The sequence below is a fragment of the Pseudomonas sp. ChxA genome, from assembly GCF_030263855.1.
Taxonomy (GTDB): domain Bacteria; phylum Pseudomonadota; class Gammaproteobacteria; order Pseudomonadales; family Pseudomonadaceae; genus Aquipseudomonas; species Aquipseudomonas fluorescens_CB.
In genome coordinates this window covers 2,718,847-2,734,963 of the sequence record NZ_JARPMK010000001.1, presented here as the reverse complement: position 1 = coordinate 2,734,963, position 16,117 = coordinate 2,718,847, and the positions used below count along the sequence as shown (strand labels likewise).

Here is a 16,117-nt window from a genome sequence, read left to right as displayed (position 1 = left end):
ACCGGCGGTAAAAAACCACCTCGAAATTCCTGCCGGGCACGCTAAACTGCCCGCCTTGGCACACATTTAGCCAAACCGGTAGCGGCGCCTTGGCGTCCAAACCCACGAATTCCCTGAAAAGAGTAGTGAACATGACTCAAGTCAAACTGACCACCAACCACGGTGACATCGTCATCGAGCTGAACGCCGAGAAAGCGCCGATCACCGTCGCCAACTTCATCGAGTACGTGAACGCCGGCCACTACGAAAACACCGTTTTCCACCGTGTCATCGGTAACTTCATGGTCCAGGGCGGCGGTTTCGAGCCAGGCATGAAAGAAAAGAAAGACAAGCGTCCAAGCATCCAGAACGAAGCGGACAACGGCCTCTCCAACGACAAGTACACCGTCGCCATGGCCCGTACCATGGAGCCGCATTCGGCCTCCGCGCAGTTCTTCATCAACGTGGCCGACAACGCCTTCCTCAACCACAGCGGCAAGAACGTGCAGGGTTGGGGCTACGCGGTATTCGGTAAGGTCACCGAAGGCCAGGACGTCGTTGACAAGATCAAAGGCGTGCAGACCACCGGTAAAGCCGGTCACCAGGACGTTCCGGTAGAAGACGTAATCGTCGAGAAAGCCGAGATCGTTGGGTGATATTACTGATTTCAGATTTGCATCTGGAAGAGGAGCGCCCGGACATTACCCGGGCGTTTCTGGATCTGCTCCACGGCCGCGCCCGTGGCGCCCAGGCGTTGTACATTCTGGGGGACTTCTTTGAAGCCTGGATTGGCGACGATGGGATGACCGCCTTCCAGCGTTCCATCTGCGAGGCTTTACGCGAGCTGAGCGACAGCGGCACCCCGATTTTTATCATGCATGGCAACCGCGATTTCCTGATCGGCAAGGCATTCTGCAAAGCAGCAGGCGCTACCTTGCTCAAGGACCCGAGTGTCGTGCAGTTTTACGGCGAGCCCGTGCTGTTGATGCACGGCGACAGCCTTTGCACCCGCGACGTCGGCTATATGAAGCTGCGGCGCATCCTGCGCAACCCGCTGGTCTTGTTCATTCTGCGGCACCTGCCTTTGCGCACCCGCCACAAGCTGGCGCGCAAGCTGCGCAGCGAAAGCCGTGCGCAAACGCGCATGAAGGCCAACGACATTGTCGATGTCACGCCCGATGAAGTGCCACGAGTGATGCAGCAGTTCGGCGTGCGCACCCTGGTCCACGGCCATACGCACCGCCCGGCCATTCATAAGTTGCAGATTGGTGACCAGGCGGCCAAGCGCATTGTGCTGGGCGATTGGGACAAGCAGGGTTGGGCGTTGCAGGTGGATGAGCAAGGGTTTGCGCTGGCGGCGTTTGACTTTGTAAACCCGCAGCTGGCGCTGCCCGGCGCATAACCCTAAGACACAGGGAGCTGGCTTGTGTGAGAGCTGGCTTGTGTGGGAGCTGGCTTGCCTGCGATGCAGGCACCTCGGTACATCAGGTACACCGAGGTGATGCTATCGCAGGCAAGCCAGCTCCCACATGGGCCCGCTCCCACATTTTTGACCGCGTACAACTTCAGATCAGTGCCCCGAAGCCTCCGGCCCGGCCTTCGCGCCAAACGGCGGCTTGGCCAGCCACACCAGCAACATCAAACCCATGAACATCCACCCCAGCAACGTGAAGTAGTCCACGGTGGACATCATGTACGCCTGGCTGGTGAGGATCTGGTCCAGCTGCGCATAGGCCTTGTGCCCTGCCCCGCCGAGCGCCTGCAAGGCATCACGGGTGGCCGAGTCGTAGGTGGTCATGTTCTCGCTCATGTACGCGTGGTGCTGGTCCGCGCGGCGAATCCAGATCCAGGTAGTCAGCGAGGCTGCAAAGCTGCCGCCCAAGGTCCGCAGGAACGTGGCCAGGCCAGCGCCGTCGGCGATCTGCGTCGGCGGCAAGTCGGACATCAGGATGCTCAAGGTCGGCATAAAGAACAACGCCACGCCGATCCCCATGAACAACTGCACCAGGGCGATGTGGGTGAAGTCCACCTCGTTGGTAAAACCTGCGCGCATAAAGCAGCTCAAACCAATCGCCAGGAACGCCAGGCCCGCCAGCAGGCGCAGGTCGAACTTGTGCGCATACTTGCCCACAAAGGGCGACATCAGTACCGGCAAAATGCCGATCGGCGCGACCGCCAGGCCCGCCCAGGTGGCGGTGTAGCCCATCTGGGTTTGCAGCCATTGCGGCAGGATCAGGTTGATCCCGAAGAAGCCTGCGTAACCCAAAATCAACACGATGGTGCCGATGCGGAAGTTGCGGTAGGCAAACAACCGCAGGTTGACCACCGGGTGCTTGTCGGTCAGTTCCCAGATGATGAACACCGCCAGGGCAACCACCGAAATCGCCGCGCCAATGATGATGAAGTTGGACTCGAACCAGTCCAGGTCATTGCCCTTGTCGAGGATGATCTGCAAGGCGCCGACACCGACGATCAAGCTCAGCAAGCCGACGTAATCCATCGGCTGGTAACTGGTGACCACCGGGCGTTTCTTCAGCTGCGAACGCACCACCATCACCGCAAAGATGCCGATGGGCACGTTGATAAAGAAGATCCACGGCCAGCTGTAGCTGTCGGTGATCCAGCCGCCGAGGATGGGGCCGGCAATCGGTGCCACCACCGTGACCATCGCCAGTAACGCCAGGGCCATGCCGCGCCTGGCCGGAGGGTAAACCGCGATCAGCAACGTCTGGGTCATCGGGTACAACGGCCCGGCAACCAGGCCTTGCAGCACCCGAAAGCCGATCAACTCGGGCATCGAAGTGGAAATACCGCAAAGGAACGACGCCAATACAAACAGGATGGTCGCCCACAAAAACAGCTTCACCTCGCCAAAGCGGCGGCTCAGCCAGCCAGTGAGTGGCAAGGCAATGGCGTTGCTCACCGCAAACGAGGTGATCACCCAGGTGCCCTGCTCCGAACTCACGCCCAGGTTGCCGGAAATGGTCGGCAACGCCACGTTGGCGATGGTGGTGTCGAGCACCTGCATAAAGGTCGCCAGCGACAGGCCAATAGTGGCCATCAGCAAGCTTGGCGGCGTAAAGGACGCGGGGGCGTTAGCGCTCATCAGCGTTGCACAGCCTTGGGTGCGGCGAGGCTGTTGTCATGGATCAATTGGCTGATCATGGCATCGGCTTCGGCCAGTTGGCGGTCATACACGTTGGTGGTGAACGAGGCCTTTTGCGGTGCCTGTTGCGCCAGTACCGGGCCACTTTGGTCGTGCAGGTTGACGTTGACCACAGTGCTCAAGCCGACCCGCAGCGGGTTCTTGGCCAGCTCATCAGCGTTGATGTGGATACGCACCGGTACGCGTTGCACGATCTTGATCCAGTTACCGGTGGCGTTCTGCGCAGGCAGCAGGGCAAAGGCACTGCCGGTGCCGGCGCCGAGGCTGTCGACGGTGCCGGTGAATTTCACGTCACTGCCGTAGATGTCCGCCTCGATGTCCACCGGCTGGCCAATGCGCATATCACGCAGTTGGGTTTCCTTGAAGTTGGCGTCGATCCACAGTTGGTCCAGCGGGATCACCGCCATCAACGCGGTGCCTGGCTGTACGCGCTGGCCCAGTTGCACGGTGCGCTTGGCCACGTAGCCGGTGACCGGTGCGATCAAGGTGCTGCGCGCGTTGGTGAGGTAAGCCTGACGCAGTTGCGCGGCGGCAGCTTGCACGTCCGGATGGGACGAAATCACCGTGTCATCCACCAAGGCATTGGTGGTTTTCAGTTGCTGCTCAAGGTTGGTCAGCGCGTTCTTGGCGGCGGTCAGGCTGTCACGCGCATGGGACAGTTCTTCCTGGGAGATCGCACCGCCCTGGGCCAGCGTCTTACGGCGATTGAAGTTGTCCTGGGCGGTTTGCACATCAGCTTTCTGTGCGTTGACCTGGGCTTTCATGCCATCGACATTGCTGTACAGACCGCGCACCTGGCGAACCGTGCGCGCCAGGTTGGCCTGGGCACTTTGCAGGCCGACGGCGGCGTCATTCGGGTCGAAGTTGATCAGCACCTGGCCTTCGTGCACCAGGTCGCCGTCGTCGGCGCCGATGCTGACCACAGTGCCGGTGACCAGCGGGGTGATTTCCACCACGTTGCCGTTCACATAGGCGTCGTCGGTGCTTTCATTGAAGCGCCCGTAGAACTCATACCAGCCCCACACGCCGACCACGCCAAGAATGACGATCAGCGCCAGGCCGATCAGCATGACTTTGCGTTTGCGCGGGTTGTTATCGGGTTTTTCAGTTGCGTTGCTGTTTTCGGCAGTGGCCATGACAAATACCTCAAATTATTCCGTATGGGTGGCGTCGCGGGTCGTGGTCGATGCCACGTTATCGGCGTTGAAACCGCCACCCAGTGCCTGCATCAATTGAATCGACAGATCGATCTGCGCTGCATTCAGGGTCGCCAGCTGGCGCTGGGCCTGCAGCAATTGCTGCTCAATACTGAGCACATCCAGGTAGTTACCGATGCCGGAGCTGTAACGCTGCACGCCGGTGTCGTAAGACTGCTGGGCAATGTCCGCAGCGTGTTGCTGCGCCTGGATCTGCCGGCCGGTTTCGCGCAGTTGCATCAGGGTGTTGCCGATATCGCCCAAGGCTTGCACCAGGGTTTTGTTGTACTGGGCCACGGCCAGGTCGTAATCGGCGTCGCGGGCATCGAGGTCGGCACGCAAGCGGCCACCGTCGAAGATCGGCAGCGAAATAGTCGGCGCAATGCTGAAGAACCGACTGGCCGAGCCAAACATCGCATCACCGAGCAACGACTCGGCCCCGGCGCTCGCGCTGAGGTTGAGGTTGGGGTAGAAGCGGGTTTTGCTCGCCGCCACGTTCTTGCTCGCCGCCTCGACGCGCCAGCGTGCGGCGATCAGGTCCGGGCGACGGCCCAGCAGTTCGGCGGGCAATACTGAAGGCACGGCGACGGCGCTGGGTTTCAGCACATTCGGGCGGTTCAGCTCGCCGCCACGGTCCGGGCCTTTGCCGAGCAATACCGCCAGGGCGATCTTGGCACTTTGCAGTTGTTTTTCAGCGTCGATCAATTGCGACTGGGAGCTGGCTTCCAGGCTTTCGGTCTGCTGGTACTGGTACTCGCTGTCGATGCCGGAACTGAGGCGACGTTTGCTCAGGTCGAGCATCTGGCGAGTGCGCTTGAGGTCATCGTTAGCCAGGTCACGCACGATATGCGCCTGGCCCAAGTCGCTGTAAGCCTTGGCCACGTTGGCAGCCAGGGTCAAGCGTGCGGCTTGCTGGTCGACTTCGGCGGCACGCGCCTGGCCCAACGCGGCTTCCCAGGCGGCGCGCTGGCCACCCCAGAGGTCGAAGTTGTAATTGAAGCTGGCACCGATGTTGCGCACGGTGGCGTAGGCATCGCCCTGCCCGCGCGGATCCTGGTCCTTGGCCAGGCGCGAACGGCTCACACCCGCGCTGGCATCCAGGGTGGGCATGCGTTCGGCGTCGGCGGCATAAGCGGCGGCTTCGGCCTGGTGCGCACGGGCGCTGGCCACTTGCATGTCGGGGCTGTTTTGCAGGGCTTCGTGGATCAAGCCGTCGAGCTGTGGGTCACCGAGGCTTTTCCACCAGTCGGCGGTCGGCCAGGCGGCCGTGGACAGGGTCACGCCGCTCAAGGATTTGCCGGTTTGCAAAGTGTTGGCGTCGAGACGTTTGCCCTGGGTGTCGAGGCCGCTGAAGTTGGCACAACCGGCCATGCTCATCGCCACCAGCACCAGGCTGAGTGCACGCGTTTTCATTGATTACCTACCCGCTGGATGACGATGGTGTCACCGGCAGCTACCAGAATTTTCTTGAGGATTCTTTCCAGGGTTTCCAACTCACCAGGCTCCAGGGCACCGGCCAGTTCATTCATCGACTGCGCGCCGATATGCGGCAACATGTCGGCCAGGCGCTGGCCGTCTTCGGTGAGCACCAACTGCACCTGACGCCGGTCCTGTTCGGAACGCTTGCGCGCCAACAGGCCCTTTTGCTCTAGACGGTCGAGCATGCGGGTCATGGAGCCGCTGTCCAGGGACAGGTTGCGGCACAGCTCCGCCGGAGTGTCGACGTCGAACTGGGCAATGATGATCAACACCTTGAACTGCGCGGCGGTGACGCCGTGCGGTTCCATATGGGTGTCGATAATGCGGTCCTTGAGCAGCGCTGCCCGGCCCAGCAACAGGCCAAGGTGGCAGTTGCGAAAGCTGTCAGGGGTGTAGTGGGTCATCGAAAGTCACCTTATTACTGCCTAGGCAGCGAATGTATGACAAGATGTTACTGCTTAGGCAGCGAATGTCAAATGGAATTATTAGCTTGCTTGGTAATTTTTTGGCAGATGGCTTGGAATACAAACAACTGTGGGAGCTGGGTTGCCTGCGATAGCGGTTTGGCGGGGGGTGTTTGGTCGGGGTACATATCCGTTGCTGCGGTAACGGCTACTTAGGGTTCCGCTCTTACAGCGGGTCACTTTTGCAAGGACGCAAAAGTAACCAAAAGGTCCTCGCCCCAACACTCGGTGCCTCGCTATGGCTCGGCATGCCCGCAATCCGACAGTGATTTGGGGGGCCGCCGCGATGGGCCATCCTTGGCCCAGCGCGGCTAAACCGGCATCCCTGCCGGTTTACCCCCCAAATCACTGTCGAATTCCGGCCATCGTGTTTAACGGGGCGATTTCAGATCAAGATCAAAAGCGCAGATCAAAAGACCGCTGACTTCGTCATCGAAAAGGATGTAAGGGCCAAAGCAACAGCAAAGCAACAGCAAAGCAACAGCAAAGCAACAGCAAAGCAACAGCAAAGCAACAGCAGAGCCATACTCGGTCAAAGGTGGGAGCTGGCTTGCCTGCGATAGCATCAACTCTGTGTACCTGATGTACCGAGGTGTCTGCATCGCAGGCAAGCCAGCTCCAACAGAAAAGCAGTTCTTCAGTGTATTCAGATGGGCTTTGGCTTTGCACTTGATTTGGCTCTTGCTTCAACCACTCAGGTCGGCTTTCAGGCCGCCGTGCTGTAGATCTTGATCTTGATCTTGATCTGAGACGCCCCGTTAACCACGATGGCCGAACGCAGGCTTGAATCCGTGGGTAACCCGGCAGGACGCCGGGTTAGCCGCGCTGGGCCAAGGATGGCCCATCGCGGCGGCCCACGGATTCAAGCCGGAGTGAGGGCACACCGAGCCTAAGCGAGGGGCCGAGTGGTGGGGCGAGGACCTTTTGGTTACTTTTGCGTCCTTGCAAAAGTGACCCGCTGTAAGAGCGGAACCCTAGGTAGCCATTACCGCAGAAATGGATATGTACACCAAAAGACCGCCATCGCAGGCAAGCCAGCTCCCACACTTCTTACCTTATACAACCCCTAGAAATCCCGCTTGTAGAAGATGTCCAACGAACTAGCCACACCACTGGCCACTTCCAGGTACACCTTCTTGCTCAGCAAGTAACGCAAGGCAATGGTATTGGCCGGCTCAAACACCCCCACTCCATAGCGCAAGCTGAGCTTCTCGGTAATCTTGCCACTGGCCACCACCGCTGTTTTGTTACCGCTGCCTTGGGTATCAAGGTCAAAATCCTGAATCCCCAGCTTGTTGGCGATATCCGAAGTCACCCCCGCACTGCCCATCAAACCCAGGCCCAGAGCGGCCTCAGCCAGCATATTGTTATCTTCACCGGTGTTGTTACGCGAACGCCCCAACACCAGATACGACAACGCGTCTTCCTGAGGCATCGCCGGCTCAGAGAAAATCTGCGTAGTCGGCTGCTCCGCGCTACCACTCAAGCGAATACCGGCAGTCACAGTTCGGGAGTCTTCGACCACGACCCGTGTCGCTTCGATATCCAGGAACGGCTGATCCAAGGGACCGGCAAACAACAGCCGCGCACGCCGCACATTGAGGCGCTGCCCGTAGGCGCGGTAACGCCCGTCGTTGAGCCACAACTCACCACGGGTGTCCATGTTGTCGCCAATATGCACATGGCCCTGAACCTTGGCGGTCAAGCCAAAGCCGGCAAAGTTAAGCTGGTCTTCACCCACCTCGACATCAATGTCCATGGCCATCGCCATCGGCGGCTTGCCCTGCTCGGTCTGGCTGCCGACGATCACCGTGTCATCCGAGACCTTGACCGTCGACGGCGGCAGTTCACGCACGGTGATATCGCCGCGCGGGATGTGCACCTTGCCGGCAATCGCCAGCTTGTCGTCTTTAAGGCTGATCTTAAGGTCCGGCGCCACTTCCAGCTTGGCATAGGGCTCAACCGTGACCGGCAATTTCGAACCTTGCAGGCTCAGGTCCACCGCCAGTGCCTGGCCCCAGCCGACATGGCCCTTGAGGCTGCCCTGCCCGTCTTTACCGCTGCGCCACCCGCCGCTGAGCTGCACACTTTCACCGGCGATCAGCGCCTGCACGTTCAAGCCCTCAAGGCTCATAGGCAGCTCCGGCCCGGAAACTTCACCGTCGACCAGGTTCACAGTGCCGTTGACCTGCGGCGCCAACAGCCCACCCGAGATGCGGCCGTTACCGTTGAGCTTGCCATTGAGGGTTTCCACCATTGGCACAAACGGTCGCGCTACGGCGAGGTCCAGGCCGGTGAGGCTGAACGTGCCGGTGATCGGCTTGTCCTTGGGCAACGGGTTGATCTGCGCCTGCAACAGCAACTCGCCGAGTTTGCCACCGCGAAAATTCAGCTGCGTGTCGATGCGTTTGGGGTTGAGGGTGGTTTCCAGCTTCAAGGTGTCATAGGGGAAATCCACCCACTGATGCTTGTCCTTCACGCGCAGGGTGCCGCCGCTGGCATCCACCGCGACTACGCCTTTAGGGCCACTGCTGGGCAGGTCAAGCTGCACATCAGCGTTGAGCTTGCCCTGCCAGGCGAAATCCTTGGGCAAGAAGGCCGCCAGGCTGTCGATCGGGAATTGCTTGAGGTGGTAGCGCAGCTTGGGTTCAGGCATCAGGCGCTGATCTTCACCGCACAGGCTGGCGCCGCCAGACACCCAGCAATGCGCGGCAAAGGTCAGTTTGCCGTCGGCCAGGCGTTCGATTTTCGCCGGGGCTTGCAGCCTCCAATCCTGGCCGCCGGCCTGCACATCACCACTGGCCAGGCGCCCACGCCAGTTGCCTTTGTCGAGGTTGCCATCCAGGGCCAGGGCGAGTTTGACCAGCGGCCCGGCCAGATCAAGCTGGACCTTCTGGCTCTTGATGTCGCCCTGTGCGCTGGCGGTCAGGGTGCCGACCTGGGTTTCGCCGGCTTGAATGCCGCTGCTCTTGAGGTCGATCTTCGCGCGCTGGGCGTTATCGAGGGCGGCCTCGAGGGTGAGGCTTTGCAGTTTATTGTCAGCAAACGCGAGTTGCTGGCCTTTGAGATCGAGTTTGCCTTGCGGCGCCTTCAGCGTGCCGGCTACATCCACGCGGCCGTTGATCTGGCCGCGCAACTGCGGCCACAGTTGGGCCAATCGCGCCAGCTTGATGTCGATCTGCCCGGCCAGGCGTTGCTGCAAACTGCCACTGCCATTGATGCGGTTGTCGCCCAGGCGGATATCCAGGTTGGCCAGGGTCCACTGCTCGCCCGCGCCTTCGGCCTTGGCCGCGAGTACGGCGGTCTGGCCGCGCAAATGGCCCTTGAGGTCGAGGTCGGCATTCAGTTTAAGCTGCTGGTTTTTGAACTCGCCTTGGCTGCGTAACGGCCCGGCCAAGGTGCCCGGCAACTCTGCGACCCAGTACGCCGGGTTGAGTGCCGACAAGTCCAGCGCAGTATCCCAGGCGATGCCGTCGGCAAATTGCAGGCTCAGGTGGCCCTCGGCCTTGCCTTGACCGGCGGTCAGTTTCAGCTCGGGCAGGAAGACTTGCTTGAGGTCGCCACTGAATGGCGTGACCAGATTGAATTTACCCGCAGGCCCGTCAAGGTCAGCTTTCAGATTGCCGAGGTAGTTGCCGTCTTTATAGGAAACTTCACCGTTGAACGTACGCAAGGCGACCTGCGGCTCGTCGATTAACGGATAGAGACGATGCCAGGGGAAATCCAGCCAGTTGATCTTGGCGTCGGCACTGAAGCCTTGCTGCCAGTCCAGGTTGGCGCTGAGCTTGAGGCTTTGCTGGTCGCCGGCAGTCAGGTCGAGGCCGGCGATCTGTGCGCCCTTGGCGTCAACCTTGCCCTGTAACAGCAAGGCTACCGGGCCTTTTTCTGCGGGCAGCACGGCCCGGCCGAGCAGCTGGTAGCCGCTGTTCAGGTCGCCCTTGGCAGTGAGGTCCAGTTGATTGAGCTGCAAGGTGTCGGGCAAATCGGCGCTGGGTTTAAAGCCATCCGCCGTGATGTGCAATTGCGCGGGCAGGTTCTCGACCAAGGGTTGCAGCTCGCCGCTGAGCTTGGCGGGCAGGTAGCCGCTGCTGTCGGCGTCGAGTTTGAGGGTCTTGAGCAGGTCGCCGTCCACCTTGAGCGCAACCGTCCACGGCGCGCCGCCGGGCGCATAGGGCAGGCTCAGGTTGCCGCTGGCGCTCAGCGGCCAGTTGCCGCTGGGTTGCAGCAGGCCGTTAAGGTCCAGCACCAGGTCATCGCGTTGCAGGTGCACCGAATCGATCTGCATGCCGGCGGCCGTCCAGTGCGCCGCCAATTGCAGGCCCTTGAGTTCTTCACTGCCGTTAAACAGCAGGCTGCCGACGCGAACGTTACCCAATTGGATGGCAACCGGCAACTTCAGATCCGGCAACGTGATCGGGCCACTGCTGGGTTCATTGCTTGGCGGAAATTGCAGGCTGACCTGCTCCACATCCAGTTGGTTGATACACAGGGTCATGCGCAGCAGGCAGCCCGGTGACCAATCAAACTTCGGTGCATTGAGCTCGACCCGGCTGCCATCCTGCTCCCACAGCAGATGGTCGGCGCTCCATTGGCCGCCCAGGTGGCCCTGGAAATTGTCCACGCTCAACCCCGGCACCTGGCGCAAGGCCCAGTGGCTGCCTGCTTGAGTACCGAGCACCGTCCACAGCGCCAACAGCACCAGCATGAGGACCGCCACAATGGCCAGCCCCGCTATTTTCAAACCACGCATCACAGCTCAGGCCCCATGGAAAAGTGCAAACGAATGCCGCCCGGATCTTCGAGGGCATGGGCCAGGTCAAGGCGAATCGGCCCCACTGGCGACACCCAGCGCACACCCACGCCCACGCCGGTTTTCAGGCTGGGCATTTCCAGGGTGTTGAAGGAGTTGCCTTGGTCGATAAAGGTCGCGATGCGCCATTTTTCGGCGATGGAATATTGGTACTCAGCGCTCAACGCCACCATGTAGCGCCCGCCGATGCGGTCACCGCGATCGTTCTCGGGTGACAGCGTCTGGTACTCGTAACCGCGCACGCTCTGGTCACCACCGGCAAAGAAGCGCAGCGACGGCGGCACCGACTTGTAGCCGTTGGTGGCACTGCCGCCGAACTGCGCACGGCCGAGGAAACGGTGGTTGTCCCACAAGGTAGTCAGGCCCTTGATGGTGGCGGTGCCGTACAGCAAGTTGGTGTCGGAGCCGAGCCCTTCCTTGGCGACCTTGGCGTCGAACATCAGGCGATAGCCATTGTGCGGGTCGATGCGGTTATCGCTGCGCAGGTAGGAATAGTTGATGCCCGGCATCACCAGGTTGCTCAAGCCCGAGTCATTGCCCAGGCGATATTCTTCACGCTGGTATTTGAGCGAGATGACCCGCGTCCAGCCACTGGGCAGTTTGCTATGCCATTCCGGGCCGAGGGTGAGCAATTTACTCAAGGTGTCGGTGTTGGCGATTTCTTCATTCTGGTAACCGCCGGCGAAGCGCAGCTTGTCGGTCAGCGGCGGATCGAGCGGGATGTCGTACCACAGGCCGACGTTCTGGCGTGGCGCCGACAGTTCGGCCTCCCAGCCATAGCTGTGGCCTTGCGGGTTGACCCAATGGCGGGTCCAGTTGGCTTTGCCGCGCGGGCCGACGTCGGTCGAGTAACCGAGGCCCAGGCCCATGGTGCGTGGCTTGCGGGTGTCGAGCTGGACCGCCACCGGGATCACATCGTTGGTCGAGGCGGTCGGGCTGGCGTCTACGCGCACGCCTTCGAAGAAACCGCTCGATTGCAGGTTCTGATTGAGTTCGGCGATCAGTTCGGAATCGTAAGGGTCGCCGCTTTTGAACGGCACCATGCGTTGCAGCAGGTCTTCATCAAACGGCGTATCGCCGGTAAACCCGACTTTGCCCAAGGTGTAGCGCGGGCCGCTGTCGTAGATGAGTTCGATATCGGCGACACCGGCTTGCGGGTCCACCAGCAGTTTCTGGCTGCTAAAGCGCCCACTGAAAAAACCATAGCGCGAAGCCTGGTTCTGAATCAGACGCTTGGCGTCTTCGTAGTTGCCGTGGTTGAGCACGGCGCCGGATTTGAGGTCGTCGCTGGCGGGCACGCGAAACGCCTTGAGGCTCGCGGCCTGGCCGTCGACCCGAATGGTCACGTTGCGCAAATGCACCGGCTCGCCGGGGTCGATGGTGAGGGTCAGGCGCGGGTTATTGCCGCCCTTCACATCACTGGAGATCTGCGGCTGATAGAAGCCCAGCGCCTGGGCCGCTTTGCGGGCCTGCTCTTCGGCGCCACGGCTGAACCGCAGCAAGGCTTCTTCATCACGATCGCCAACCCCGCCGATATAGCCTTCGATGTTGGCTTTCAACGCGTCGTTTGATGGCTTGATGCGCACGTCCAATTCGCTTTGCGCAAATACGCCACAGCTTGTGAACAGCAGAACCAAGCCGCTGGTAAATCTTCCTGGGAGCTTCATAGGCGCGGATGCTACACAGCTGGGGAGACACTTTGAACCCGGAATTGTCTGAATAATTCTGTCTCAAGCCGTTGCAGCATGTAACGCCTGGGGATTGGGATGAAAAAACACATGTTCCAGGACAGGTCCTACAGCGACCTCACCGATTTCTTCATAGCCCTGGCGCTTGTAGAAATCCAGATAACGCGAGTTGCCGGTATCGAGCACCACGCCCGACGAATGCGGGTCTTCGGCACACCAGTTGTGCACCGCCTGCAACAGTTGTTCGCCGTAGTGTTTGCCCTGGAACTGCGGGTGAATACCCAGCAGCGGCAACACATGCACCGACTCATTCGGCAGGCACGCCAGCACCGCGTAGTGGTAATCCAGGTAACGCCGAGTGCCGCGCACGCCGGTGCTCAGCCACATACGCAACTGCCAGGCCCAGCTTTCGGTGATGCCCAGGCGCCGTTGCGGTGGCGCAATCAGGGCGATGCCGATGAGCCGGTCGTTGACGAACAGGCCAATGGCGGGAAGCTTCTGGAAAAAATGCTGCTTGACCAGCTCACGCACGGTGGCACGCACCCGTTGTTCATAGCCCGACCGCTCAGCCTCGAAGATGTAGGCAAAGGTCGGTTCATGCCGATAGGCCTGGTACAACAAGGAACGGGCCTCGCGGGAATAGCCGCTGTTGAGCAGGCGAATTTCAGCAATGGCAGTGGAAGTGTCCGGCATACAGTCAATCTCCCTGGGCGCCACTCAAAAGATGGCGTTCTTATGGGTACGAACCTGTGCAGCACCAGTCGTTCCCAGACATTAGCAGTGCATGCGCCCTACCGCCACGCTGGCCCCCGCCGGACTTGTCGGCTAGCATCGCCCTTTTGCCAGACTGGACTGCCGACCATGAAAATCGTCTCCTTCAATATCAACGGGCTGCGCGCCCGCCCTCATCAGCTGGCAGCGTTGATTGAAAAGCATCAACCCGACGTGATCGGCCTGCAGGAAACCAAAGTACACGACGACCAGTTCCCACTGGCCGAAGTGCAGGCTCTTGGCTATCACGTGTACTACCACGGGCAAAAAGGCCACTACGGCGTGGCCCTGCTGTCGCGCAAACCTGCGTTGAGCCTGCACAAAGGCTTTGCCAGCGACGAAGAAGACGCCCAGCGCCGCTTTATCTGGGGCACGTTCGCCGACGAGCACGGCCAGTCGATCACCGTGATGAACGGCTACTTCCCCCAAGGAGAAAGCCGCGACCACCCAACCAAGTTCCCGGCCAAGCAACGCTTCTATGAAGATTTGCAGCAACTGCTGGAAAGCCAGTTCAGCAATGACCAGCCACTGGTGGTGATGGGTGACATCAATATCTCTCCGGAAGATATCGACATCGGCATCGGCGCCGACAATGCCAAGCGCTGGCTCAAAACCGGCAAGTGCAGCTTCCTGCCGGAAGAGCGCGAGTGGATGGCCCGCCTGAAGAACTGGGGCCTGGTCGACAGCTTCCGTCACTTGAACCCGGACGTGGCCGACCGCTTCAGCTGGTTCGACTACCGCAGCCGTGGGTTTGAAGATGAGCCTAAGCGTGGGCTGCGCATTGACGTGATCCTGGCCTCCAGCGGCCTGGTGTCGCGGGTCAAGGATGCTGGCGTGGATTACGACCTGCGTGGGCTGGAAAAACCCTCGGACCATGCGCCGATCTGGCTTGAGTTGAGCTGATCTAAAGGTTTGTGTACTTCAATGTGGGAGCTGGCTTGCCTGCGATTGCAGTGGGGCAGTCATCAAGTGGCTGGCTGACACACCGCTATCGCAGGCAAGCCAGCTCCCACATTTTGACTGGCTGTGTGTCAGTCATATTTTTGAAACCCCACTGACTTAATCTGGCGGCACTCCCTTTGGCTTAAGAAGGTGCCGGCATGATGCTGCGCGTTCTGTTCCTGTTGATACTGCCGCTCTACGCTGTGGCCGCTGCCCTCCCCGTTCCCGACCAAGGCCCCGCACTGCGTATCCAGGGTTCCAATACCATTGGTGCGGCGCTGGGACCTGCGTTGGTCAAGGGCATGCTGGAGCACCAGGGCTTGCAGGCGGTGCACAGCGAGCCCGGCGATGGCGCCAATGAACAACGGGTGATCGGCAAGACGCGTCAGGGCAAAACCGTCACGGTCGAGGTCGCAGCCCACGGCTCAAGTACAGGGTTCAGCGCACTGAAAAAATCCAACACTGACCTTGCGGCGGCTTCGCGCCCGATCAAGGACAGCGAGCTGGTGGACCTTGAACCCCTGGGCGACCTGAAAAGCCCGGAGGCCGAACAGGTAATCGCCATCGACGGCCTGGCCATTATCCTCAACCCGCAAAACCCGCTGAACACCTTGAACACCGAACAACTGGCGCAGATTTTCAACGGTGAGGTCAGCCAATGGGAGGATGTGGGCGGCGTCGGCGGCGCCATTCATCTGTATGCCCGGGATGATCAGTCCGGCACCTATGACACCTTTAAAGAGCTGGTACTGAACCGGCGTGACAAGCCGCTGGCCGCAGCCGCAAAGCGTTTCGAGTCCAGCGAGGCGTTGTCCGACGCGGTGAGCCATGACCCGCACGGCATTGGTTTTATCGGCCTGCCCTATGTGCGCCAGGCCAAGGCGCTGGCGATTGTCGACGGTGACTCACAGCCGATGTTGCCGGTGACCAGCCTGATTGCCACCGAGGATTACCCGCTGTCACGCCGCTTGTATTTCTACCTGCCGCCGTCGAACCGCAACCCGTGGGCCAGAGCCCTGGTGGACTTTACCCAAAGTGGCAAAGGCCAGGCGATTGTGGCCGCCAATGGCTTTATCGCCCAACAGGTACAGGCGATTGCCGTGGAACCAAAAGCATCGATGCCCGAGGACTATCAAACCATCGTCCGTGACGCCCAGCGATTGAGTGTGAATTTTCGTTTCGAGGAAGGCAGCGCCAGCCTGGACAACAAGGCGCGCCAGGACTTGCAGCGAGTGGTGGCGTATATAAAAAGCCACGGCAAGCTCGACAAGCAGGTGACGCTGGTGGGGTTTGGCGATGCCAAGAATGACCCGCAGCGGGCGGCGCTGTTGTCGAAGTTACGGGCGATGGCGGTGCGCCGTGAATTGGTCAAGAGCGGCGTGGTGCTCAGGGATATTCGCGGCTTTGGCGCGCAGATGCCGGTGGCGGCGAATACGGCGGATGAGGGGCGGATCAAGAATCGGCGGGTAGAGGTTTGGGTGTACTGACCCCTCGGGTTTTGTGTTGTAAACACTGGCCTCATCGCGGCATAGGTATCTACACAACCGGTTAACACGAAGCCTGTTGTAAGTGGGCTGTTGTGGCGAGCAGGCTTGCCCTGCGTTGGGCTGCGAAGCAGCCCC

Annotated in this window: 11 protein-coding genes; 4 read left to right on the top strand and 7 right to left on the bottom strand. The window is 60.5% G+C overall.

The annotated features are described in order from the left end of the window. Positions 1 to 131 precede the first annotated feature (131 nt). Together P5706_RS12270 and lpxH are read left to right on the top strand one after the other, a co-directional pair. The gene (locus tag P5706_RS12270) at positions 132 to 635 is read left to right on the top strand and encodes a peptidylprolyl isomerase (RefSeq protein WP_016977438.1); all 504 of its coding nucleotides are present in this window, start codon (positions 132 to 134) and stop codon (positions 633 to 635) included. Then, positions 632 to 1,381 carry a UDP-2,3-diacylglucosamine diphosphatase gene (lpxH, locus tag P5706_RS12265; RefSeq protein WP_285679398.1) on the top strand — a complete coding sequence of 250 codons (750 nt, stop codon included), beginning with the start codon at positions 632 to 634 and terminating at the stop codon, positions 1,379 to 1,381. The genes P5706_RS12270 and lpxH overlap by 4 nt, the downstream gene beginning before the upstream one ends. 168 nt (positions 1,382 to 1,549) lie before the next feature. On the opposite strand, the gene P5706_RS12260 is transcribed toward lpxH, so the two are convergent. The 7 genes from P5706_RS12260 to P5706_RS12230 all read right to left on the bottom strand — a co-directional run bounded on the left by P5706_RS12260 (position 1,550) and on the right by P5706_RS12230 (position 13,475). Then, positions 1,550 to 3,085: a DHA2 family efflux MFS transporter permease subunit gene (locus P5706_RS12260; RefSeq protein ID WP_285679397.1), complete on the bottom strand. Its 1,536-nt coding sequence runs from the start codon at positions 3,083 to 3,085 to the stop codon at positions 1,550 to 1,552. Next, positions 3,085 to 4,281 (bottom strand): HlyD family secretion protein, encoded by a 1,197-nt coding sequence (locus P5706_RS12255; RefSeq protein ID WP_285679396.1) that lies wholly within the window; start codon positions 4,279 to 4,281, stop codon positions 3,085 to 3,087. The genes P5706_RS12260 and P5706_RS12255 overlap by 1 nt, the downstream gene beginning before the upstream one ends. Positions 4,282 to 4,296: 15 nt before the next feature. Beyond that, complete coding sequence (locus P5706_RS12250; protein WP_200434215.1) at positions 4,297 to 5,754, bottom strand: efflux transporter outer membrane subunit; 1,458 nt, start codon at positions 5,752 to 5,754, stop codon at positions 4,297 to 4,299. Continuing rightward, positions 5,751 to 6,224 (bottom strand): MarR family winged helix-turn-helix transcriptional regulator, encoded by a 474-nt coding sequence (locus tag P5706_RS12245; protein ID WP_285679395.1) that lies wholly within the window; start codon positions 6,222 to 6,224, stop codon positions 5,751 to 5,753. Before P5706_RS12245 ends, P5706_RS12250 begins: the two co-directional genes overlap by 4 nt. Positions 6,225 to 7,350: 1,126 nt before the next feature. Beyond that, the gene (locus P5706_RS12240) at positions 7,351 to 11,034 is read right to left on the bottom strand and encodes a translocation/assembly module TamB domain-containing protein (protein WP_285679394.1); all 3,684 of its coding nucleotides are present in this window, start codon (positions 11,032 to 11,034) and stop codon (positions 7,351 to 7,353) included. Continuing rightward, on the bottom strand, positions 11,034 to 12,761 hold the full coding sequence (locus P5706_RS12235; RefSeq protein WP_200432436.1) for an autotransporter assembly complex protein TamA: 1,728 nt from the start codon (positions 12,759 to 12,761) through the stop codon (positions 11,034 to 11,036). The genes P5706_RS12240 and P5706_RS12235 overlap by 1 nt, the downstream gene beginning before the upstream one ends. A 63-nt stretch (positions 12,762 to 12,824) precedes the next feature. Further along, positions 12,825 to 13,475, bottom strand: a complete 651-nt coding sequence (locus P5706_RS12230) for a GNAT family N-acetyltransferase (protein WP_200432435.1) — start codon at positions 13,473 to 13,475, stop codon at positions 12,825 to 12,827. 168 nt (positions 13,476 to 13,643) lie between these two features. Here P5706_RS12230 and xthA point away from each other — a divergent pair, with 168 nt between their 5' ends. Beyond that, complete coding sequence (gene xthA, locus P5706_RS12225) at positions 13,644 to 14,456, top strand: exodeoxyribonuclease III (protein WP_285679393.1); 813 nt, start codon at positions 13,644 to 13,646, stop codon at positions 14,454 to 14,456. 197 nt (positions 14,457 to 14,653) lie between these two features. Next, a complete protein-coding gene (locus P5706_RS12220; RefSeq protein WP_285679392.1) occupies positions 14,654 to 15,982 on the top strand; it encodes a substrate-binding domain-containing protein in 1,329 nt (442 codons plus the stop codon). Positions 15,983 to 16,117: the final 135 nt, after the last annotated feature.